General features: G+C 39.8%; 16 protein-coding genes. 5 read left to right on the top strand and 11 right to left on the bottom strand.

Annotated elements, in window-relative coordinates; all coding sequences use genetic code 11:
• The first annotated feature begins 1 nt into the window (after nt 1).
• Genes ASE74_RS05865 through ASE74_RS05855 form a run of 3 tightly spaced genes read left to right on the top strand, consistent with a single transcriptional unit; the run spans nt 2 to nt 2405 of the window.
• Nucleotides 2-346, top strand: coding sequence for an L-rhamnose mutarotase (locus tag ASE74_RS05865; RefSeq protein WP_055905569.1), 345 nt, complete (start codon nt 2-4; stop codon nt 344-346).
• The gene (locus tag ASE74_RS05860) at nt 343-1392 is read left to right on the top strand and encodes an aldo/keto reductase (RefSeq protein ID WP_055905567.1); all 1050 of its coding nucleotides are present in this window, start codon (nt 343-345) and stop codon (nt 1390-1392) included. The genes ASE74_RS05865 and ASE74_RS05860 overlap by 4 nt, the downstream gene beginning before the upstream one ends.
• Nucleotides 1392-2405 (top strand): zinc-binding alcohol dehydrogenase family protein, encoded by a 1014-nt coding sequence (locus ASE74_RS05855; protein ID WP_055905562.1) that lies wholly within the window; start codon nt 1392-1394, stop codon nt 2403-2405. Before ASE74_RS05860 ends, ASE74_RS05855 begins: the two co-directional genes overlap by 1 nt.
• A gap of 233 nt (nt 2406-2638) precedes the next feature.
• On the opposite strand, the gene ASE74_RS05850 is transcribed toward ASE74_RS05855, so the two are convergent.
• From ASE74_RS05850 to ASE74_RS05795, 11 genes are all read right to left on the bottom strand, one after another.
• The gene (locus ASE74_RS05850) at nt 2639-3613 is read right to left on the bottom strand and encodes an MlaD family protein (protein WP_082458666.1); all 975 of its coding nucleotides are present in this window, start codon (nt 3611-3613) and stop codon (nt 2639-2641) included.
• 2 nt (nt 3614-3615) lie between these two features.
• Entirely contained in the window at nt 3616-4389 is a 774-nt protein-coding gene (locus ASE74_RS05845) for an ABC transporter ATP-binding protein (RefSeq protein ID WP_055905559.1), read from the bottom strand.
• Nucleotides 4390-4399: 10 nt separating this feature from the next.
• On the bottom strand, nt 4400-5206 hold the full coding sequence (locus tag ASE74_RS05840; protein ID WP_055905556.1) for an ABC transporter permease: 807 nt from the start codon (nt 5204-5206) through the stop codon (nt 4400-4402).
• A gap of 1375 nt (nt 5207-6581) precedes the next feature.
• On the bottom strand, nt 6582-8831 hold the full coding sequence (locus ASE74_RS05830) for a GH92 family glycosyl hydrolase (RefSeq protein ID WP_235526015.1): 2250 nt from the start codon (nt 8829-8831) through the stop codon (nt 6582-6584).
• Nucleotides 8832-8904: 73 nt separating this feature from the next.
• Nucleotides 8905-10422: a glycoside hydrolase family 28 protein gene (locus tag ASE74_RS05825; RefSeq protein WP_055905546.1), complete on the bottom strand. Its 1518-nt coding sequence runs from the start codon at nt 10420-10422 to the stop codon at nt 8905-8907.
• Between the two features lie 17 nt (nt 10423-10439).
• The gene (locus tag ASE74_RS05820; RefSeq protein WP_055905543.1) at nt 10440-12650 is read right to left on the bottom strand and encodes an alpha-N-acetylglucosaminidase; all 2211 of its coding nucleotides are present in this window, start codon (nt 12648-12650) and stop codon (nt 10440-10442) included.
• 99 nt (nt 12651-12749) lie between these two features.
• A complete protein-coding gene (locus ASE74_RS05815) occupies nt 12750-13973 on the bottom strand; it encodes an acyltransferase family protein (protein ID WP_055905540.1) in 1224 nt (407 codons plus the stop codon).
• Between the two features lie 73 nt (nt 13974-14046).
• Nucleotides 14047-15027, bottom strand: a complete 981-nt coding sequence (locus ASE74_RS05810) for a metallophosphoesterase (protein ID WP_162235795.1) — start codon at nt 15025-15027, stop codon at nt 14047-14049.
• 103 nt (nt 15028-15130) lie between these two features.
• The gene (locus ASE74_RS05805) at nt 15131-16804 is read right to left on the bottom strand and encodes a RagB/SusD family nutrient uptake outer membrane protein (RefSeq protein WP_055905535.1); all 1674 of its coding nucleotides are present in this window, start codon (nt 16802-16804) and stop codon (nt 15131-15133) included.
• A 17-nt stretch (nt 16805-16821) separates the two neighbouring features.
• Nucleotides 16822-19860, bottom strand: coding sequence for a SusC/RagA family TonB-linked outer membrane protein (locus ASE74_RS05800; RefSeq protein ID WP_082458664.1), 3039 nt, complete (start codon nt 19858-19860; stop codon nt 16822-16824).
• Nucleotides 19861-19926: 66 nt separating this feature from the next.
• Nucleotides 19927-20814 carry an inositol oxygenase family protein gene (locus ASE74_RS05795; protein ID WP_055905533.1) on the bottom strand — a complete coding sequence of 296 codons (888 nt, stop codon included), beginning with the start codon at nt 20812-20814 and terminating at the stop codon, nt 19927-19929.
• 489 nt (nt 20815-21303) lie between these two features.
• Here ASE74_RS05795 and ASE74_RS05790 point away from each other — a divergent pair, with 489 nt between their 5' ends.
• Both ASE74_RS05790 and ASE74_RS05785 read left to right on the top strand, forming a co-directional pair.
• Nucleotides 21304-22311: a LacI family DNA-binding transcriptional regulator gene (locus ASE74_RS05790; protein ID WP_055905531.1), complete on the top strand. Its 1008-nt coding sequence runs from the start codon at nt 21304-21306 to the stop codon at nt 22309-22311.
• Nucleotides 22312-22437: 126 nt separating this feature from the next.
• The gene (locus tag ASE74_RS05785) at nt 22438-24066 is read left to right on the top strand and encodes a sodium/sugar symporter (RefSeq protein ID WP_055906572.1); all 1629 of its coding nucleotides are present in this window, start codon (nt 22438-22440) and stop codon (nt 24064-24066) included.
• The last annotated feature ends 18 nt before the right edge of the window (nt 24067-24084 follow it).

Here is a 24084-nt window from a genome sequence, read left to right as displayed (position 1 = left end):
AATGAAAAGATATTGTTTAGCACTTGATCTGATCGATGATCCTGATCTGATTGCAGAATATGAAGCCTACCACGTTAATGGTTGGCCTGAAATTAAGGAAAGTATTATAAGTGCGGGGATTATTGATATGGAAATATACCGAATTTCCAACAGGCTTTTTATGATAATGGAAGTTGGAGAAGATTTTAGTTTTGAAGGAAAAGCCGCCATGGACGCTGCAAATCCAAAGGTACAGGAATGGGAAGCACTGATGTGGAAATATCAGCAGGCACTGCCACTGGCCAGGCCCGGTGAAAAATGGCTGTTGATGAAAAATATTTTTAGATTAAAAAGTGAGGTGTTATGAAACAGCAAAACGGGCAAACTAATAACAGGCAGGATGATTGCGTTTTACCAGCTGTTATTTTCGGCACAAGCAGTTTAGGGAACCTTTACCAGGCAATTGATGATGAGGTTAGGTTGGAAATTGTGGAGCAATGTGTAAAATCATCAGCACCATTAACAGTTTTTGATACCGCCGGGAAATATGGTGCAGGTTTGGCTTTGGAATCGCTTGGTAAATGCCTTGCTAAGCTAAAAGCCGATCCCGAAAAGGTAATCATCAGCAATAAGCTTGGTTGGTACCGGATGCCGCTTGTAACCCCCGAGCCAACTTTCGAGCCTGGTATCTGGAAAAATATTCAACACGATGCCGTACAAATAATCAGTTATGAGGGCATTATGAAATGTTTTGAACAGGGAAATAGTTTATTGGGAGATTATAGTGCCCAAATGGTATCGGTACATGATCCTGATGAATACCTTTTTACAGGCAATAATGAGGCAGAATACAAAGAAAGATATCAACACATTTTAGGTGCTTACAGGGCTCTTGGTGAATTGAAAGATGAAGGACTGGTAACCTCTGTAGGCGTAGGTGCAAAAGATTGGAAAGTAATCGAAATGATTGCCAGGGATGTTGATCTGGATTGGGTTATGATTGCGAATAGTTTAACAGTTAAGTCGCATCCAAAAGCTTTGATAAAATTCGTAGAAAATTTAGGTAAGAAAAACATAAAAGTGATTAATTCTGCTGTTTTTAATGGTGGATTTTTAACCGGTGGTGATTTTTATAACTATCAAAAGGTTGATTACGAAAGCATTGCAGGTAGAACATTGCTGAACTGGAGGAAAGATTTTTTTTATGTATGCAGTAAGTTTGATGTGCTGCCGGCAGAAGCCTGTTTTAATTTTTCATACCGTTTCCCCGGTGTGGCCAGTATTGCATTAAATACCACCAGGCCCGATAAAGTAGCGGTGAATGTTGCACTTGCATCAAAAGCCCTTCCTGCTGAATTCTGGTATGAAATGGAAAACCTTGGATTAATTGAACTTCAAATTTTAAACCTTTAATGAAAGCACTGATCTGTAAATCCCCGGGTGAATTTAACTATGTAGAAAAAGATTTACCTGCTGTAAAAGAAAATAATGTGCTGCTTAAAATGAAGAGGCTAGGAATCTGTGGTACGGATTATCATGCTTTTGAAGGTACACAGCCCTTTTTTGCCTATCCTAGGATATTAGGGCACGAAATTGCGGCAGAAGTTGTTGAAACTGCAAGTCAAAATAATTTTAAGCCAGGTGATCTGGTTACCATCAGTCCATATTTTTCATGTGGCCATTGTATTGCCTGCCGAAATGGTAAATCAAACTGTTGCGTAAATATGCAAGTTTTCGGCGTACATATTGATGGTGCCATGCAGGAGTATATTTCAGTTCCGGCTGATGCTGTTGTGGCCGGGCAGGGCCTTTCTGTTGATGAACTTGCACTCGTTGAGCCTTTGGCTATTGGTGCACATGGTGTTGGCCTTGCCGATATTAGGAAAGAAGAAACTGTTCTTATTATTGGTGCCGGACCAATTGGCTTGGGAACAATTGCATTTGCAAAAATTGCGGGTGCCAGGGTTATTGTTGCTGATGTAAATTATAACAGATTGGCTTTTTGCAGTGATCAACTCGGCGTTGAATATGTTATTAATCCCATTAAAACAGATGTATTTGCCCGGCTTAAAGAAATTTCAAATGGCGATATGGCCACCGTGGTAATCGATTGTACGGGCAATTTAAATGCAATTAATGGCAGTTTCAAGTTTTTAGCGCATGGTGGCAAGTTTATTATGATAGGCCTTCAAAAAGGAACAATTGAGGTTGTACATCCAGAATTTCATAAAAGGGAAGCTATGCTGATGAGCAGCAGGAATGCATTGCCTAAAGATTTTGCCCATGTAATAGATTGTATAAAGCAAGGAGTGGTTAAACCTTTGGATTTTATTTCCCATAGACTTAATCTAAATGCGGTTAAGGATCAATTTAGTCAGTTGGCAGGAGATCAATCGGTAATAAAAGCATTGATTGATTTTGATTAAGCAATAATTTTAAAGCGGAAAGTTTAGGAAATCCCATTACTTTCCGCTTCTGTTTATTTCTATTAATTTCCTGTTCCGTATTCTGTAATTTTGTATACATGAAAGTGCAAGGTAAACTCCATCCAACACGCATGCTTTTACAAAAAGCTGTACTCAATATCGTTAAAATCGACAGCTAAATAGTTTTTCTGGATTATACAATCCCATTTTTAATTAATTAATGAGGGCAATTGTTACTGCTGCTTTCTTAATGAATCTTTTGCTCTTTTTTTGAAAAAACCACGGAGCAGAAAATTGCTTTGTACTGCTTCCAGGTCTTCATCTAATTTTTTGCTGCTTTTTTCGAGGTTTAACATAATTGTTCTAACCTGTTCGGCAGTTTTCTGATCGTTTAACAAAAGCCCTGCGGCGTTGTCAGATGTTTTTAGTTTTGCAGAGGCAGCATCAAGATTTGCCGCTAAACTTGAAGCCGATTCAACCGATTTTTGTAGAGTAGCAGCAGAACGTTCCAGCTTTTTAAACACAGCAGTATCCGTCAGCATTTTATCCATCAGTCCGTTTTTAGTATTTAATGTTTTTCCAAAACGGCCAAGGAGTTCGGCACTTTGCGCTGTTGCTATGGAAGTTTTATTGAGGTTTGCCACCATCGATTTAAAGTTTTTGGCAAGTTCTTCATCCGATAACAAAGCTCCGGCAGCACCTTTTCCATCAATCAGATTTCTGGACAGTATTTTGAAGTCGCCCGTAACATCAACCAGGTTTTTGTTGTTCACCTGTAAGGTTTTCATAATATCATCGGTAGAAAGTGCAGAATTAACTTTCAGCATATCACCATCTTCAACAAAAGGGAATTTTGGGTTTCCTCCGGTAATTACTACAATTTTATTTCCAATCAGTCCATCTGCACCAATGCTCGCGCCAGCATCTTTATGTATGTATTTATGAATATCTTCCTCCACACTTAGGTATACCTTAACCTGGGAAGTGCCAAAAAATTCAATTTTCTTAATTGTACCTATTTTTACCCCCGAAAACCAAACATTATTGCCTTTTTTTAGTCCCTGTATATCGTTAAAAACAACAGTTAGGGTAAAACTTTTAACAAAAGTTTTTTTCTGGCTGCCCAGGGTAAATATTCCCAATACAAAAATCAGGATGCCAATAGCGATGAAAATTCCTACTGTTACTTTTTTTCTGTTTTCATTCATGGTTATTGTATAAAGTTGTAATCAAAAAATGGTTGTGCCTGCTGATCTCCTGAATTAAAAACCTGCTCAAAAGAACCCTGTCTTTCAAAATTCCGTTCAATTAACATGGCAACCCTATTGCCAACTTCTTTGGCACAGGTAAGATCGTGGGTAATAATAATTGCGCTGGTATGGTAACGTTCCTGAACATCGTTAATGAGTTTATTAATCTCACGTGAGGTTATCGGGTCTAGGCCGGCAGTAGGCTCATCATAAAGCATAATTTCAGGTCTTAAAATTAATGTCCGTGCTATGCCTATGCGTTTCCGCTGTCCACCAGAAAGTTCAGAAGGCATTTGGTTAATGGTTTGCGAAAGTCCTACAGCATCCAGCATTTCCTCTACAGAGCTATTTACTTCCTGTTTGCTTAGGTCTTTCCGGTTGCGTACCAAAGGAAATTCAAGGTTTTCTCTTACGGTCATACTATCATAAAGGGCACTGTTCTGGAAAGAAAAGCCAACCCTTAGTCTGAGTGCCAAAAGTTCTTTATAAGAAATTTCATCCACTACCTGGTTCAGTACGCTCACCAGTCCCGAATCGGGTTTAAGCAGGCCGATAATAATTTTAATCAATACTGATTTACCCGTTCCGGATTTACCCAAAACCACCAGGTTTTCACCTTTGTATACATCGAGTGAAGCATTTTCGAGTACAGTATAGCTGCCAAAGGATTTGTTTAGCCCTTTAATCTCAATAACCTTTTCTACACTTTCATCTGTAAACTGTTTTTCTTTCATAAATGCGGGCTTATGTATTAAATAAACTAAAAATTTGCACGCATACTACTTCCTCAACAAAAATTAGAAACATGGCGGTAACCACCGAAGAATTGGCTGCTTTACCTACACCTTCGGTACCTTTAGAAGAATGATAGCCCTGATAACAACCTACAATGGCTATTGTGAAGCCAAAGAGTATAGCTTTAACCGTTGAGGCAACAATATCCAGATAAGTAATGCTTTCGAGTGCACTTTGAAAAAATGTAGTTGCACTTGTTCCTTCATTTACCGAAACATTAAGCAGCGCACCTAACATACCCACCATTGCGGTGTAAAAAGTGAGAATGGGCATGGTAATCGTGGCTGCCAAAACACGTGTACTCACCAAAAACTTAAACGGATTGGTTGCAGAAACTTCCATCGCATCAATCTGTTCGCTTACCTTCATCGAACCCAGTTCGGCCCCAATGCTGGAACCAACCTTTCCTGCAGCAATTAACCCGGTAAGGAGGGGAGCAAGCGTTCGCAGCAAGGCTATACCAACCAACGAAGGTAGCCATGAGGTTGCGCCAAACTCTGAAAGTGATGGCCTTGATTGTTTTGTAAATACCAGGCCGGTAATGAAGCCTGTTGTAGAAATAAGTAAGGCAGAGCGGTAACCAATTTCATAACATTGCCTTACCAGTTCTTTCAGCTCGTAGGGTGGAAGAAAGGCTTCCCTGAAAAAACGGCCAATGAATTTAAAAACTTCATAAAGGGAAATGAACCAAGCTGCAAACCGCCCAACAGGTTTCAGCTCGTTGTGATTGGCATTTAGCTCTTTTTCTGTTGCCATTGTTTTTCGGTTCGTATTTTCATTGCTTCAATCAATATATTTTATGCTTTTTTATTAAATTTTTATGCTAAACCGATAGGTAAAAGCTTAGTATCTTAAGCTATACAGAAAAGTGTGCAAATTGTTTGGTTTTAAGCCTGTTAGTTTTGTTTAAATCTTTAAAAATATGCTTTATCAAAGGAATGCGAAAGCCTTTGCTATGTTTCAGGATTGTTAGGTGGATGTTTAAGGCGATTATTGTGCTGAATTTGAAGCAATCTTTTTAGCAGTGTTTCTAACACGGTCGTCATTCCCGCGCATGCGGGAATCGTAATGCGATCGCTTTGTTTTCGCTCCGCTGGGGCTTGCCTCGGTTACCGATGTAAAATCGGTACAGGTCAGCCACCGAAGGGCTCTTACTTTTGGCTTGGCCCAAAAGTAACAAAAACCCAAGGCTTGGAACTGATGTCGGATAAATTCGTTAAAGCTTTTTGGTCGTCAGCACAAGTTCCGCCGAAGGGGGCGGAAAGTGTGTGCTGCCTTAATGCAACGATGGAAGAAAAGGTAATGATAAAGCTTTAACGTTTTCTCCTTCCATCATTTCCTAGGCCGGATTGCAGGGAGGAGATAGCATGATTCAAATAGCGAGGTGCAGGGAATGCGTTAAATCCGTCATTGCGAAGCTGGGAGAGAGCGAGCTGAAGCAATCTTCCTAGTAAGTTTCTACTACCATCGTCATTCTCGCGCATGCGGGAATCTTAATGCGGTTGCAATTTTTGCCCTTGGCTCGGGCTTGCCTCGGCTCACCGCCGCCGAGGGGGCTCTTACTTTTGGCTTGGCCCAAAAGTAACAAAAGTCCAAGGCTTGGAACTGATGTCGGATAAATTCGTTAAAGCTTTTTGGTCGTCAGNAAGTTCCGCCGAAGGGGGCGGAAAGTGTGTGCTGCCTTAATGCTATTATAAAGAAAAAGGTATTGATAAAGCTTTAACGTTTTCTCCTTCCATCATTTCCTAGGCCGGATAGCGGGGTGCACATAGCAAAATTCAAATAGCGAGGTGCAAATAGCATGATGCAGGGAATGCGTTAAAGTCGTCATCTCGACCGCAGTGGAGAGATCTTTGGATTTGCTATCAACATAACTCCTTAATTAAGAGGTTGGGAAAGAGCGAGCCGAAGCAATCTTTCTAGAAATGTTTCTAACACGGTCGTCATTCTCGCGCATGCGGGAATCTTAAAGCATTGGCTATGTTCTATAAAGTATTTAGCCTATATCCTAAGATTTCGCCTCCACAATCTTAAAACTTTAGCTGCCAGCGAGCACTTTAATATTGCTTAGTGCCCCTCAATAACGGCCGCTTTAATCAAGCCTTTCAATGATTGCGTAGTCGAAGAACTATTATTTTTTTCTTGGCTGATCTTCAAGGTAGAAAATCATTTTGCCTCCGTTGGTAAGCATTTGATGAGTAACCTGATTTTTATCAAAAGTTTTGCCGTTTATTTCAATTTTTGATATATATATAGACTTATCACTCTTTTTTAACGCCTCAATGGTTAATTTCCTACCATTATTGAATGATATTACAGCATTTTTGAATAAAGGACTGGTTAACTGGTAATTTGCTGAAACAGGATCAACAGGGTAAAATCCCAGTGCTGCAAATACATACCAGGCCGACATCTGCCCCGCATCATCATTTCCGCTTAATCCGCCAGCACCATCGCTATATTCTTCGGCTAAAATGCGCGAAACCTGCAATTGTGTTTTCCATTGCGAAGAGGTGTAATTATATAAAAAAGGAATCTGGTGGCCAGGCTCGTTTCCATGCCAATATTCTTTTTTATCAAAGAGCGAATCGAGTTCATTTTCCAGCTTTTTATTCCCGCCCATTAATTTAATTAAGCCGGGCATATCATGCGGAACATAAAAAGTATATTGCCTAGGTGTTCCTTCTGTTATATAAGGCTCGCGGTGATCGGGATAGAAAGGGGCATACCACCTGCCATCAGCATATCGTCCGCTAACCATTCCAACCTTCTGATTAAACACATTCTGGTAATTGAGTGATCGTTTTGCAAGTTGGAGGTAATCGCTTTTTTTGCCTAAATCTTTCGCAATAGTCGATAATGCATAATCATCGTAGGCATATTCCAAAGTTCTGCTTACTTGCTCTTTTTTATGAAAGGCATTCGGAATACTATCTTCCATCGGGATATAACCATATTTTAAATAGCTATTTATCCCTCTTCTGCCTTTTCCATTCAAATAATCAGCAGAATCGGGCATGTTAAAAGCATTTTGCCTCATTAAGCGGTAAGCTTCCTGAATATTATAATTGCGGATGCCCTTATTGTATGCTGAAGCAATAAATGCAGTGGCATGATCGCCAATCATTGCAGCGGTATAGCTGTTCCAGCAAGGAAATATAGGCATCCAACCACCTTGTTGCCCTTTAAGTACCATGGAATTTACTAAACTATTTGCTAAATCTGGTTTTAGTAACTCAATTAACGGCAATTGCGCACGGTAGATGTCCCACATGGAAAAATCATCATAATAATTGCCTTCTTTAATGGAATTGTTCTGGTATTTTGCATCAAATTGTGGATATTTTCCATCAACATCATTGTATAAACGTGGGTGTTGCATGGCGTGATAGAGTGCGGTATAAAATATTTTTTTGCCTTTTTCATTGTCGTCAGAAATACGTACCTGTGACAAGGATTTTTCCCAACTCTGATTGGTTTGTGCCAAAACAGCATCAAAACTTTCATTTTTAATTTCGCGCTCCAGGTTAGCTTTAGCAGCGGCGATGCTTGTGAACGAAGTACCTGAATAAATGAGTAACTGTTCTCCTTTTTGAAGTTTAAAACCTGCATAAGCTCCTATATCTTTTTTATTACTGATGTTTTGCTGGTTGAAGATATTACCCTCAGCGTAAACCCCGGCGGATGTAAATGTTTTTTTTATGCGGATGAAAAAATAACCACTAAAACCTGCCGGTTCTCCCCATCCCTGATAAATGCGGTGCACAGGATTGTAGCCTGAAATCTCACCTTTTTTTGCATCAACCTGGATGAAGCCCTTGTTTTGATCGCTGTTTGGACTCACTAAAATATAAACGCTATCTGTTTTTAAGGCTGTAATCCGCATCACTCCACATCGTAAGCTGGCCGTAAGTTCGGTAAGCAAATGTTGCCGAGGTAGTTTCAGTTTGTAGTAGGAAGGGGTAGCCACTTCGTTTTCATGAACATAATCTTCGGCGTATTGCATAGCATTGGTTTTAAGTTGACCAGAAATGGGCATAATGGTAAAACTTCCATAATCCTGAGTGCAGGATCCACTTATCCAATGGGTTGCGCGGAAACCGTAAAATTTTTTGTTGTTGTAGTAATAGGGGGCAAGACATTTTTTTTCGGTGAGCTGGGTTTGGGGCGTCCACTGTGTCATACTAAAGGGTGGCGCAACAGCTGGAATGGTATTGGCGAGGCGTTCGGTTTTATCTTCAACATGCTGACTGGCCAGCGTAGTGCTGGCCGATGTACCTGAAAAAGGCTGCACATAAGGAATTAAGCTTTTTTGCTGCGCATTTATGGTATTAATGGCCCCGGTGGTAAAAAAGACCATTAAGCACACAAAAATTCTCACTGTATTTTTATGTTTTGGAGCTTTATATTTTATATCAGTTAACAACATATGGAAATGTGAATATAAACTTTTGTTATTGAAGTACCTTTACTGATTCTTTATCATTAAGGGGTAATTTGATGTTTTTTATGGAAACCTTTTCCGTTTTTTTCAGAATCACCTGGTGGGGGTTTTCTCCTTTTTCAACCTGTAAATTATCAAGATTGATTGAGGTAACATCATCGAAAATTACTGCTGGTCTGAAATCTGTTGTTTTATAGTTCAGTTTAATGTTTTTAAAGGAGATGCCTTTGGCGTGGCGAATGTAAAAACCCCAGGCCGGCAACTCACCAAACATGGTAAATTCAGGGTATCCGGCTTCATTTTCCACTACATTATCGAGTTGATCAACAGGAATATTGGCTGTTTTTTCGGAAGCACCACCGCCGTAAGTAATTTCAATATCTTCGAGCACTATATCTTCTACCAGATGGCCTGGGATTCCTGTAATGGAAGCGGGCAGTAAATTGTGCGGCGGTACTTTAGGCAACGGCCCTTCAAGCGGGTAACCTGCATCAGGCTTAGCATCCGGAATATCTGCCTTTACTTTCGCAATGCGGACATTTTTAATGCTGCTGTACTGGCTGGTTTTATTCCGATGGCCTAAACGGATAAAAATAGCGTTTCCGGTGTATTTTGCTGTAACGCCTTCAATATCTACATTATCGATAAAACCACCATCAACAGCTTCGAGCGCAATGGCCGAACGGTAGGTATTGTAAACGGTAATATTTCTTACTTTGATATTTTTAAAGCCTCCATAGGAACCTGTTCCGAGTTTAAAACCACTGGCACTGGAGCGGATGGTACAATTTGATACCGATACATTTTCGCAAATACCTGGGCTTCCTTCTGATTTTAAGCAAATGCCATCATCAGCCGCATCGATATTGCAATTGGTGATGTTTACGTTTTTGCTGTTTACAATATCAATACCATCATTATTCCAATAAGCGGTACTTTCTACGGTAACACGATCTATATTGAGGCGGTTGCAGTTTACAAAATCCTGTACCCAGCCCGCACTGTTTTTTAGGGTTACATTTTTTACGGTTATATCTTCACAATTGGAAAAAGCGATTAACCTTGGGCGGTTATTTTCTGATGGCCTCTTTATTCTCCAGGTTTCATCCTCCAGTAGGCCTTGGTGCAGGCACAATAACAGGTTTTTTACCACTTCGGCACCACGACCATTAATCGTTCCTTTGCCTGTTATGGCAATATTGTGTTGTGCTTTGGCCGAAATAAGTGCCTTTGCATCGTTTTTACCATAATCTAACCGGTTGGTACTGCCTAAAAGTTCTGCACCTTCGGAAAGATAAAGTGTTACGTTCGATTTCATTTCAATTGGCCCGGTAACAAACTGCCCCGAAGGGAAAAATACACGTCCTCCTGCCTTTGCAGCTACATTTATGGTTTGCTGAATGGCTTTGCTGTTGGAGAATTGCAGACCTGCTTTTGCACCAAAATCAACAATGTTGAATGATTTGTTTTGTGCTTCTGCATTTGAAAAAAACACTGATAAAATAAATAAACAGGGAAGGATTTTCATAATTGTGCTTCATTTTTTTATTGATAGGCTTTTTGCATCAGGCTGCGGTACTTTTTGTGCATTAAAATGGCTGTTGTAACCGGGTTACCTTCAGTTTTTGTTGAATAATCTTTTCTCTGGTTTACCCATTTCCATTCCCATTTGCTTACTTCTTCATTAAACTGTTTAATTTCGATTGCCTTTTGCTGATTAATTGCCGTTGTTGCATATTTGAAAAAAAGTTCCCACCTGTGTTTATAAAAATCACTTAATAAACCGCTCCATTGCCTGCAGGCATATTCATTTAACGGACTTTCTTGATCACCCCATAAGGTGATCAAATCTTTGGCATTCATTTCGTAAAGTGCTTTTTCTGCCGGGTTGTTTCCCCAGGCTCTGGCTTGATTTATCCACGGGCCTAGCAAAAAATCTTTTCGGGTAGCCAATAACCTATCCAAATCATCAATCAGTTGTATAAATTTTAAACTTTCTGTTTTAAAAGCAGCCATATCCTTTTTTTGGTAGGCCGTTACAAAATTGCGCTGTAAATGCAGGGCATAATTTGCCATAGTTTGCCGGGTTATATCCACCACATCGTATTGAAATCCATCGCTATTTTGGCAAGCTGATGCAGCTTTTAGCAACTCATCCCAGGCGGGCAGCAAGTCGCGTTCGTTGTAATTTAATGTTGTTTTTGCCCAACGGGTTAGTGAATCAAGCGTTGGGCGGGCCTGGATGATTGATTCTGCACCATCTCTGATGTATTTATCGGCCGGTACTTTGTAAACTATTTTTCTTAATATCTGCCAGGCTTTTTGTGCATTGATATTATTATTGCCATATCGGTTTAATACGAAATTGGGTAACCATGTTTTTAAATCTATCGGTTTAGATTGCCAAACATTGGCCATCATCAGTTCATATAAAACCGGGTTTTGTTCAATTCCTTCCATGGTGAGGCCAATTCCTTTCATTTTACCACTTTGTGGATCATTTAAAGCTTCGGCAGGTGCATTTGCCACTACATCCATCCGGCCAAAGAGATTGGTATTTCCGCCAAAATTGTGCAACATGTTCCAAATCCAGGGTTTACCATAAAAACCTGAAGTTCGTTTCCAAACGGGTTCAATTTCGGTGGCTAAATCCAGTAGTATCATTTTATCATCGGGTACGGCTTTTAAAAGGGCTTCTGTTTGAGGTGCTTTCCAAAATTTTCGATCACTGTAAAATAACCAACCTTGCATTACCCAAATTGCTTTTGGATCTGCCTGGCTCATGCCATCGTATATTCTTGCGCTTAATTTACCTAAAAAGTCGGGCTCAGCAGATGATGGTTCGTTTTCGTTAAAGGTATCGGCAGAGTAAAGGTGATCGGTACCGAGCAATGCCGTTTGTTTTTGAAGAAATTTTTTACCAATTGCGGCAAACATCGGATCTTCAGAATCGAGGATATATGTATCTGCGAAACCATTTGTCCAGTTGGTGGCTTTTAGTTTTGCAGTGGGAAACTTCTTTTTAAATGCCGCCGGTACATGTCCGGTAAATGCCGGCAGAACGGGTTTCATACCCATTGAACGCTGTCTGGCTAAAATTTTCTTTTGCAATTCGAAGTGGCTTTTCATCCATGTGAGGGGGAGTGGTCCGCCCCAGCCATCAATATTGCCCATCCAAAACCAAGAAAAATAAGCCGGACCTGTAAAAAAATCCTTCAGGTCGTTATCAGAAAAGCCCATTTCTTTATACACCAAATACCAGGTATACTCTTCTCCGGTAATGGCTAAAGGCATATTAATGCCATGGAGTGCCATCCAGTCTATTTCTTTTTCCCACCGGGGCCAGTCCCACCAGCTCATGCTATAATTAAAAGTGCAATAATTAAGGTAATATCGGTATTCGTAGGGGGTAGATTTTCTGATTTTGTTTTTTACAACTGGTAAATTTTTGGGTAAATTCAGGTTTGTACCGTTCCAGGTTGCCTGGCAATGGGCGTATTCGGTTAAATAGTAGTAAAATGCCGAAGCAATAGCCACACCACTGCTTCCACGTAATATAATGGTATTTTTTTTGCTTTCAATTTCAAAAACATCCAAACCTTTTTCCGCAGCAATACTTTGCGTTTCAAAAGCCTGGTATTTATTGGGTAAAACTCGTTTAATGAGTTCGTTTGAGGCTTTAAGGTAATCTTGTGCACCTGCTTTAGCACATAATAAGGTTAAAAGTGATGCGAAAAGGAATATTTTAAATTTCATCTGGTTATTTTGTTTGTTTCGATATTCAGCGTTAGGATTTAGCGTAAAATATATCCTCTTTCATTATCCCGGCTAAGTCTCAGATTTTTATGGCATTGCTTAAACCTTTAAAAACCATTTTCTATCATAAAGGAATTTTAATAGGGCTAGTTGAACAAGGAGAACGCCAAACCATATACCCGCCTGTTGCCAGGCCAAAGGAATGTATGTGATCAGCCCGCCAAAAATAAACTGTGAGCTAGCTTCGAAATTGAACAGGCCATGGGCACAAACGTAAATTAAAATCGAATTTGTACCTATCCAAATAAATGGCATGCTCCATTTTTGAAAGCCCTTAACATCGATAATAAAGTAAAATAGAGCAAATAAAACCATACTTAAACCGCCAGCCACTAACACGAAAGAACTGGTCCACATGTTTTTATTGATAGGGAAAGCCGTATGCCACATGATGCCTAGCAGAACAAGTGTTAGGCCCGCCAATAGCAGGTAAAATGTTTTTTTTATGGCTGAAAGGTGGTTGTTTTTTGCGTTTAAGAATGATCCTGTAAACACACCCAGTAATGCTGATGCAATGGCCGGAATGGTGCTCAATAAGCCTTCGGGATCGTAAACCACGCGGTGAAGTTTTCCTGGTAACCATAATCGGTCTACATAAGCAGCCAGATTACCTTCTGGCGTTAAAATACCTTTCCCGAACCCAGGTACTGGTATGGTAATCATTAAAATATAATATCCGATTAATATTCCGGCAAACCACAATACCTGTTTCTTTTGCGAAGCGTTAAGGTAAATTAATGCGGCGAAAAATGTAGATAAGGCGATTCGGGCAAGTACACTGGCAAAACGGGTGTTTGTGTATCCATGGCCTTGCAATAAGCCATTTACCACCATGCCAAGCATGATTAAAATCAATGTTCGTTTAATCAGCGCATAATATATTCCTTTTGCAGCAGTTTTTTTATCGTTACCGGAGTTTAAATACTTTTCATATGAAAAAGGCATAGAGACACCTGAAATAAAGATGAAAAGTGGAAAAATAAGATCATAAAAGGTAAAACCATTCCAAACTGTGTGGTGCAGCTGATTGCTGATGCCTACCAAAATCCGTTCAAAAAATGACAGGCTGTTATTGGTGGCGATTATCCAGTTGCTGCGGTTTCTGGTTAAAGCGTGATCGACCATTACACCATTGGCCAATCCATGGAAAATGCCTTCTCCACTGATGATCCAAAACATGTCAAAACCGCGTAAAGCATCTAATGAAAGAAGCCTTTTCTTTTTTGGAAGCAGATTTTGTTGTACTGGTTCGGTATTGGTCATAATATTTATTAAAATCTAATGATCGGCAATGTTAACTTCTTTCCTTAGTATTGTTAAAGGAGGGAAACAGTGATTATTTTTTAAGTACCGTATTGTAGATGATTTCTCCTTCATCGTTAATGGTTTGTACCCTGATTAAATCTTTACTTACCGAAAAGAGCATAAAGCCATATACAGAGGCTACCATTTGTGCATCATCGATGAGTTTTACAGGCGTTTTTTCTGAAGCTGCTCCTGAAATAAAATGATGCGTTTTTCCGGCGGGCTTAATGTATTGCAAGCTGTGTTCGTGCCCGGTAAGGTATACATCTACGCCACAACGATCGAACAGTGATTTGAGTGAACTGCGGATTGCTTTTGTATCATATCCATCTGTACGGCTGCCCCCGGTATACATGGGATGATGGCCCACAACAATTTTCCATCGGATACTTGGATCGGGATCACTTAATGTTTTAATGAGCCAGCGCTTTTGTTGGGTGGTATCCTGGCCTTTTACATTGGGGCCATACTCTGCGTTTTTGTAAAATTCGGGCATCAATGGGTTGGTATCAATAAAAGCAATGAGAACCTGATTGTTGGGATCGCCATTGATGGGAATTTTTTTTGCATAATAGCGTGAAGGCATTTTCCACCTTCTGCTGATTTTAGAATAGGCAACCTGTGCATCTGGGTTGGATTTATAATCGTGGTTGCCCAATACCGGATACCAATCCCACTGCAAAGAAAATGCAGTATAAATATCTTCAAATGAATATTTAAAAAGCGGGTCGTGCTCACTGATTACGCCGCTTGGGTAAAAGTTATCTCCGGTAGAAATGATAAACTGCGCTTTTACATCGGCTGCGGTTACTCCCATTTGCTGGGCTACCTGTTTCTGGTGGTCGGCACCGTTACGGCCCCAATCGCCCATGGCAATAAAGTTAAGCGATGAAGCTTCTTTGGTTAATATTTTTGTTGGGGGAGTGGCTTCAGATGGTGTTTTTAGCAATACCTGAGCTTGTGAAAAGCAATAGTTAAATAGGAGAATGAATAAAAGTAAATGTTTCCTCATGGAAATTGGTTTAATGTTTTGGTAAATCATCGGCAAAAAGATGAAAAATTAAAAATTTCTCTGGCTGTTACCCCAGAGAAATTCTTGTTGCACTCACCGTAGATTAATTGTAACCAGGGTTTTGTACCAGGGTATTGTTTGTTGCTATTGCAGTACTTGGAATTGGGAAAATGCGGCGGTAAGTGTCGGTATTTGTTTTAGATAAACCGTAAGTGTTCTCAAATTTTCCAAATCTGATCATATCATTACGGTGCCAGCACTCCCAAGCAAATTCTTTAGAACGCTCATTGTAAAGCGCATCCAAAGTTAAGGTACCCAATGCTGCAGAAGTTGTGCGGTTGCTTCTTACACTGTTTACCAGGCCTAATGCGGTAGCACCCAATGTTGGCGTACCACCTCTAAATATGGCTTCTGCTTTCATTAAAATGATATCTGAATAGCGGAACAATGGCATGTCGTTATTTTGATTTCTGTTTGTTGGATTGGTATAATCGGCTATAAATTTAATGTTGCGGTAGCCGGTGTTCCAGGCAATTTCATCTTTGCCTAAATCGTATGCATTTGCACCCAAACGCGAACTGCTTAACGGACTTAAGTTTAACTGATAAGTTAACGTACCTGCAGGAGTGCCACCGGTATAAAACTGATCATAGCCTAAATTAGTGGTGCTCACCAATATCGGGCTTCCATCTGGCCAGTATTGTGCGCCGGTAAGCCATTGTTTGTTTCTGATATCATTTGCATCGGTAAAATTTGCATAAAATTCAGTAGTGGTCATTCTTGGTCCGCTTGGTTTATTGTTTGATAAGCCACCGCCACTGCTTTGGTTCATCACCGGGTTGGTAAATGTGCCGGGTGTAGAGCCAGAGTACTGATAACGAATACCAAGGTTACGGTTTAAATCGTAACGGGCCATAAACATATTGCCAGATGAGGTTGAGGCATCAAAAGGGATTGCAAAAATGAATTCCTTTTGTGATGGGCCATTGGTTGGATAAAACATTTGCAGATAGCTAGACATGGGCTCTATGCTGTATAACCCTGAGCTGATCATCTGATCGCAGGCCGCTATACAATCGTCATAACGTGCAGTACCTGTATAAACGGCAGCATTTAAGTACATTTTCGCCAATATAGAATAGGCCAGGTATTTGGTAGGTAAACCATAGGTTGCTACGCCGGTAGTCGATTTTAAATAAGGGATAGCTGCTTTTAGTTCGCTTTCTACATAGTTAAAAACCTGTACACGTGTAGCATTTGTTTTTAACGCTGTTGCACCATATAGGGTATCTAACGGAACGTTTCCATATAAATCCATCATCATAAAGTACGATAAGGCGCGCATGGTTTTTAATTCTGCAAGGTTGGTGTTTTTTGCTGCTCCAGCCGGTGCAGATTGGCCGATAATGGAGATGGTTTGATTGGCTGTACCTATAATATTGGTGAGGTAACTCCAGCCTGCTGCAACCCATGCGTTATCTTTTGTCCAGGTGTGGCGGTGCAGTTCAAGGTATTTGTTTCCATCAATCCAATCGGAAGCAAAAATTGGCAGTACCGATTCATCTGTTGATGAACTTTGTAAAAAGAAGTAGGTTGTGGCATAATCGCTTCTTAAATTGATGTATACCGCCCCGGATGCCGATGTTAACTGTGCGGCTGTTTGAGGATAAGTTTCTGGTGTAAGCTCGGATGTAACTGGTACCTCTATTTTTTGACAGGAGGTAAATATTAATGCTCCGGTTAGTGCAAATAATATTCCAAATAATATCTTTTTCATGTCTTTAAATTTTGTGTTTAAAATGATGCGTTAACACCGAATAAAAAAGTACGTGTTTTAGGGTAGAAGTTATTGTAATCTATACCCGGGGCAGCACCTCCCTGGTTAATCTCAGGGTCGATCCCTTTATAACCAGTAATGGTAAATAAATTGTTGGTTGATACATATAACCTTATATTACTTACATACTTAATTGCGTTTTTAAAATTGTAGCCTAAGGTTGCATTATCCAAACGCACGTAAGAGCCACTTTCTATATAACGGTCTGAGTAGAATGAGTTTCTTGTATCTGATACTTTATCATCAGCAGCACTGTTTAATATGTTATTAACTGCTGCGCCTGCTGTGTAAGATAAATCTGCTTTGGTAGCGTTAAATATCTTATTGCCAAATGTTCCTCTTAAAAAGATGTTCAGCTCAAATGCTTTGTATTTAAAGGTATTGCTCCAGCCCATTAATATTTTTGGCTGTGCATTGCCCTGGTAAAAATAATCGGTTCCAATGCTTGGTGTAGTTGTGGTAGAGCCATCGCGTTTGTAAAACAATGAGTTGCCACTCGCATCTTTACCTGCATATTTTAGCGTAAAAAACTGGCCAAGCGGGTAACCAACTTTCAGAATTTGTAAAGTAGCATTGGTTTGTCCCGGTCCTTCAGGATCTGAGTAACGCACAGAATCTGCATTGGAGATTGGACCTTGCAAACTGGTAATTTTGTTTTTATTGTAGGCCATGTTAATGCTGCTTATCCATGAAAAACTTTTGGTAGCAACTGGCGATACATTAATACTTACTTCGATACCTTTATTGTTGATGCTGCCACCATTTGCAAATAACTGGCCGCCTGGTACAAGTGCTTGTGGTACACTGTATTTGAAGAGCATGCCATTGGTATTTTTATCATACACATCTACACTACCGGTAATTTTGTTGTTTAAGATCCCGAAATCAACACCAAGGTTTTTGGTTGATGTTCTTTCCCATTTCAAATCAGGGTTTGCACCTTGTATTGGCGCATATGCAGCGGCCTGAACGCCATTATTATAATACGTACCGCTAATGCCATAAATTAACTGGCCATAATAAGCACCAATACCTGATGAGTTTCCGGTAACACCATAACTGGCACGGATTTTTAAATCACTCACAAATGATTGTCCTTTCATAAAATCCTCTTCAATAACCCTCCAGGCTAAACCAACAGATGGGAAATAACCCCATTGGTTATTTTTTCCAAATGCAGAGCTTCCGTCACGTCTGATTGAACCCTGTAAAAAGTATTTACTCTTGTAGTTGTAATTTAACCTGAAGAAGTCTGAGATCAACAAAATTCTTTGGTAAGTAAGGTCATTCCCTAAGTTAATGCGGTAAGATGGAATGGCATATGGATTACCGAGTGTAAGGTTTTGATAGCCAACAAAATCTGTAGGGAAGTTTGTACTTGAGGTTTGAAAACCATCACCTACAATATTATCCTGATAACTGTAACCCAATACTGCATTTAAAGTATGGTCGCCCAGTTTTTTATCCCAGGTTAAAAAGGTTTCCAATATTTTATTGGTGTTTTCAAAATTACTTCTTAAAGCCGAACCATTGGTGCCGAACACACTACCAATTAAGGTATGCGCAATGCCGATACCTGGATCGGGGTTATTGTAAAAGTTCGATGTTGGATATTTTCCGAAATAACTGCCATAAAATTCGCCATGTGCGGCAGTAGTTTTCTGGTAAGACAGATTTAGGTTATAGGTAAAACCGAAAGGGAGTTTTACTTCGGTGTTAAAACCACCGATTAACACGTTGTACTTTGTTTCGTCTTGCGCATTGTTGGCAATGGCTAAAGGATTAAAATATCCGGTATTATTCAGGTTTTCGAAATAACTTCCGTCTGCATTAAGAATAGGCGAAACCGGCAAGCGTTTAGCCGCTTGTAACAATACAATATTCTGTAGCGGCTCGTTGATTGATTTGCTAGTAGAATTTGACAGGTTTAAGCTAAATTTTACTTTATCATTAAATGCGTACTGATCTATATTTAACCGGCCAATGATGCGGTTTAATGAACTTTGGCTTAAAATACCTTCTTTATTAAAGTAGTTTAAACTTGCACTGTAGTTGCTGTGATCGGTACCACCGCTAAATGAAAGGTTATGGTTTTGTGAGTATGCTGTAGAACGCTCAATGGCTTTCATCCAATCTACATTTTCACCTTTATCATCATTTGGCGAAAAAGCAACTTTGTTAGCAGTAAGGAATGCCCTTAACTGATCGGCATTCATTAAATCAAGCTGGTTACTTACTTTTTCGGCAGCCACATAGCCGCTGTAACTTAACTGCGGTATGCCCGATTTACCACGTTTTGTAGTTACTATAATTACACCACTTGCTGCCCTGTTACCATAAATGGCTGTTGCTGCGGCATCTTTTAATACATCAATTGTGGCAATATCTGCAGGTGCAATTGCTGCAATATCTGCTCCAGGTACACCATCAATTACATAAAAAGGTGCTCCCGGACTGTTAATGGTAGAGGCACCACGTAAAATAACTGCCGCCGGCTTGTTTGGATCGCCACTGGAGCTGATGTTCAGCCCCGGAACTTTACCCTGCAATAACTGGCCAACATCTGCTATGGCTCCTTTATTTAAATCTTCAGGCTTAACTGAAGTAATGGCACTCGAAAGCCCTTTGCGGGAGCCTTTACCGTATCCAACCACCACCACATCTGTAAGTGATGTATTGGCTTCGCTTATGGTTACCTTATAGTTAGCGGCTGCACCTATGGTAATTTCCTTAGCCTCGTAACCCATAAAGGTAAACACCAGTTTATCTCCGTTTTTTGCTGTAATGCTAAAAGCACCGTTATCTCCGGTAGCTGTAATTTTGTTGGTGCCCTTTACCGAAACAGAGGCCCCTATAACAGGCAGGTTTCTGGTATCCAATAAATTTCCGGTAATTTTTCGTTCGTTCTGGGCATAGGCCGCATTGAACGCCTGGCTGATGAGTAAAAACAGCAAAAAGATGCTGCCATACTTTAAGCTTGTACATTTAAATCTCATGATTTTAGTAAATTTAAGTTCATAAATGGTTTTAATTTGGTTATATATTGTTTTTGAGATAGAATGTTAAAATTTAATTGTAGCGGGTAGATATTTAGCTACAAGTGCTTTATAGTAAGGCTCCAGTTCGGCCCAGCTTTTTTGGTTCGGGTTTTTAGAGTACAGATCGTAAGGGTTAAAAAGGTTAACCCATTTAAACATTTCATGGTCTTTTTCGCTCATCAGGTGGTTGTATGCGTTTTCCCTGTGTTGCGAATAAAAGGAATGGTAACGGAGCATGTATAATCCTGGTTCAGGCAGGTAAGGTTTCATCATGTGGTATACGTATTCATCGTGGCCCCACGACATGTCTACATTATCCAAACCACAATTTTGCGTGTATACGCCTAATTTGGTTTGATAAGTTTCGTTGTTAATATCAGGGTTCTGACTAAAAAACTCCGGGTAAACAATTTTATCCGAATAGGCACAACCCACCGGGAAGGTATCGCCCACAACTGCCCATTGCGGTTCTCCAAATAAACAAAGTACTTTACCCATATCGTGAATTAAGCCCACAAGCACCATCCAATCGGGGTGTCCATCATTTCTAATGGCTTCTGATGTTTGTAATAAATGCTGCATCTGATCAAGATCTGTATCGGGGTCAGAATCATCTACCAGTTTATTCAGAAAATCAAAAGCACTCCAGATCGGCATTTCCTGTTTGTCGAACTTTAAATAATCTGCTTTTTTCTGTTTTACAAAATCGTAGGTTTGGTAAGTATGGTTAAGTCTGTAAAATTCTTTTACACTGTCCTTTTCAGTTTCTTCGTAGTTTCTAAACTGTTCTTCTTTTTTTTCTGCATTGATGTTTTTAGGGTCGGGGTAACGGATCAAAATATCCTCTTCCCATTGATCAAGGTTTTGTAATGGATTTTGATCATCCATCGAAGCTGGATTTTGGTTTCTCATAAGGCAAGAAATTGATTTGGTTAAAAATTTTTGTTGGTTCGTAGGTTAAAGTTGAGTTTTTGAAAGCTTAAACTTTTATTTTTTGCCAATTTTATTTACGTAAACGATTAAGTAAAATCTTATTTAGGCTTGTATAATCCGGGTTAATTTGTTTAAATTTAATAGGTTATAGTAAGTATTGATTGCAAGGGTGCTACTTTCTGCCTAAAACACCTGAGCCTGAAATGCGCAAAAGAAAAAAAATAAACGTTCTTGTTACGATTATTTTATATTTTCGTTTGTAGCAGGATACTTTTTCTTAGTCAAAATGGTATTGTAATGCTGTAACCAAATAGCTTGTTATGAACATCGAATTGCCTGGCTTACCTGGTAACTTTTGTTTTTGATAGATATGCTGGTGAAGAAAATGGATAGTGCTGTCGATTCAATAATAAACCATTGCCGATAGCATTAATTCCGTTTAAAAAAATTAACTAACAAACTTAAAACATGGCGGAAACAGTAAATATTAAGCGGTTGGCTCAGGAGTTGAATATTTCTATAGCCACCGTATCAAAAGCGCTTAACGACAGTTACGAAATCAGTTTAAAAACCAAAAACAGGGTGTGGACGCTGGCAAAGGAACTGAACTACACGCCAAACCCCGCGGCAAGTAACCTGAGGAGCCATAAAACCAAAACTGTTGCCGTGGTTATTCCCTGTGTAGCCAATAACTTTTTTTCCTTATCTATAAAAGGGATTGAAGAAATTGCCCGTCAGTATGGATACCATGTCCTTATTTACCAAACGCACGAAAATATTGAAGCAGAAGTGGCTTTTACCAATAGTTTATTAAGCGGCCGGGTTGATGGAATACTTACATCAGTATCAAGCAGCGAATATAACAGTGAATATTATACCAACCTGGTAAAGAAAATTCCGTTGGTGTTTTTCGACCGGGTTTACGAAAACCTCGATGCTGTAAAAGTCACTACTGATGATTACGAAATTGCTTTTGAGGCTACAGTACATTTAATTGAATGCGGTTGTACCAAAATTGCTTATTTATATGGGCTAGAAAACCTTCCGGCAGGGAAGGCGAGGTTTGCAGGTTATGCTGATGCTTTAAAAGCACACCAGTTGGAGGTTAGCGAACAGCTTGTTGTTAAATATAGCGATGATGAAGAAACCAACCTGCAGCAAATTAAAACGTTACTCCAGGTACACCAGCCTGATGCATTGTTCTCATCTATTGAAGAATTTATTATTCCTGCTTATTGTGCCTGTAAAGAATTATGCTTACAAATTCCTTCTGCTGTTAAAATACTAAGCTTTTCTAACCTTAGTACGGCTCCATTATTAAATCCTTCACTTACTACCATTACCCAACCGGCCTTCGAAATTGGCCGTGAAGCTGCAAAGTGCCTGTTCAAAATTCTTCATAACAAACAACTGGATGATGAACAGAATATTGTGCTAAAGTCAATGCTGATCAAACGCGACTCTACTGCTTGTTAGCGTTATTTAGGAACAGCTATTTAAGCTGGCCACGCGAAAACGTTTACGTAATTAAATAATAGAATTAAGCCTGCAACTTTGGGTTTTTTTCTGACTTTTAAAAAAACCAAATATAAAAAGATCTTTATGAACCATTTGTCAGCATTCGATTATGCCGTTTTTTTGATGTATTTTATTATTGTTTCGGCATATGGCTTTTGGGTTTATCGGAGTAAGAAGAAAAAACGTACGGATACCAAAGATTATTTTTTGGCTGAAGGTTCACTAACCTGGTGGGCAATAGGGGCATCAATTATTGCATCTAATATTTCTGCCGAGCACTTTATCGGCATGTCGGGCTCGGGTTTTGCCATGGGGCTTGCCATTGCCAGTTACGAATGGATGGCCGCCGCTACCTTAATTATTGTGGCGGTATTTTTTCTTCCCATTTACATTAAGAATAAAATTTACACCATGCCGCAGTTTCTATCTAACCGGTATAACAATACGGTAAGTACACTAATGGCTGTTTTTTGGTTGCTTGTTTATGTGTTTGTAAATTTAACCTCAATATTTTTTCTTGGTGCTATTGCGATAGAAACCATTACCGGGGTTCCTTTTAACCTCTGCATTATATTTCTGGCTATTTTTTCGGCCATTATTACGCTTGGCGGCATGAAAGTAATTGGCTATACGGATGTAATACAGGTTTTTGTGCTGGTTGCAGGAGGCTTGATTACCTGTTACATGGCGCTTAAGCTGGTATCAGAAAAGTTGGATGCCCCCAGTGTTTTTGCTGCCCTTCCTCTACTTCGCAGTGAAGCATCGGATCACTTCCATATGATATTTGCTAAAGGGGATAAGTTTTATCATGAACTGCCGGGCATTGCCGTTTTGGTTGGTGGCCTTTGGATTAATAATTTAAATTACTGGGGTTGCAACCAGTATATTGTTCAGCGCGCTTTGGGTGCCGATTTAAAAACGGGCCGTAGTGGATTAATCTTTGCTGCCTTTTTAAAATTATTGATTCCGGTAATTGTGGTTATTCCGGGCATTGCAGCTTATGTGCTGTATCAACGTGGTTATTTCCATTCGGAGATGTTGGATGCTGCCGGAACGGTAAAACCCGATCATGCTTACCCGGTGTTGATGAATTTGCTGCCTGCCGGGATCAAAGGACTTGCTTTTGCAGCCCTTACAGCAGCTATTGTTGCTTCGCTGGCGGGAAAATGCAACAGCATAGCCACTATTTTTACTTTAGATATTTATAAGAAATTTATTAAACCCGAAGCTTCAGAAACGCAAATGGTTTCGGTAGGCAGATGGTCGGTAGTGGTGGCCTCATTAATTGCCATAGTTATTGCGCCGGCCTTGCGCAGTTTCGACCAGGTTTACCAGTTTATACAGGAATATGTGGGCTTTATTTCGCCTGGTGTATTTGCTATTTTTTTACTGGGCTTTTTCTGGAAAAAAACCACTTCGCGTGCAGCACTCACCGCGGCTTTGTTAACCATTCCTTTATCTACCTTATTTAAATTTTTACCAACGTTAACTGGTGGGGCCATTGCCGAAATTCCTTTTCTAAACCGGATGTCGTGGGTGTTTATGATTATCCTGGTATTAATGGTTATTGTTACCCTTACTGACCCTAAGAGTAAAGATAATCCTCAGGGCCTTGAAATTGATAGTAGCATGTTTAAGGTTACGCCTGCATTTACCATTGCCTCTGTAATTATTTGTGGTATACTGGCTGCACTTTATACCGTTTTCTGGTAATCAAATTATGTTTTACAA

Origin of the sequence: Pedobacter sp. Leaf216 (genome assembly GCF_001421515.1) — a bacterium.
Classification (GTDB): domain Bacteria; phylum Bacteroidota; class Bacteroidia; order Sphingobacteriales; family Sphingobacteriaceae; genus Pedobacter.
The sequence above is the reverse complement of the archived record's forward strand: the minus strand, read 5'-3'. Positions and strand labels throughout refer to the sequence as shown.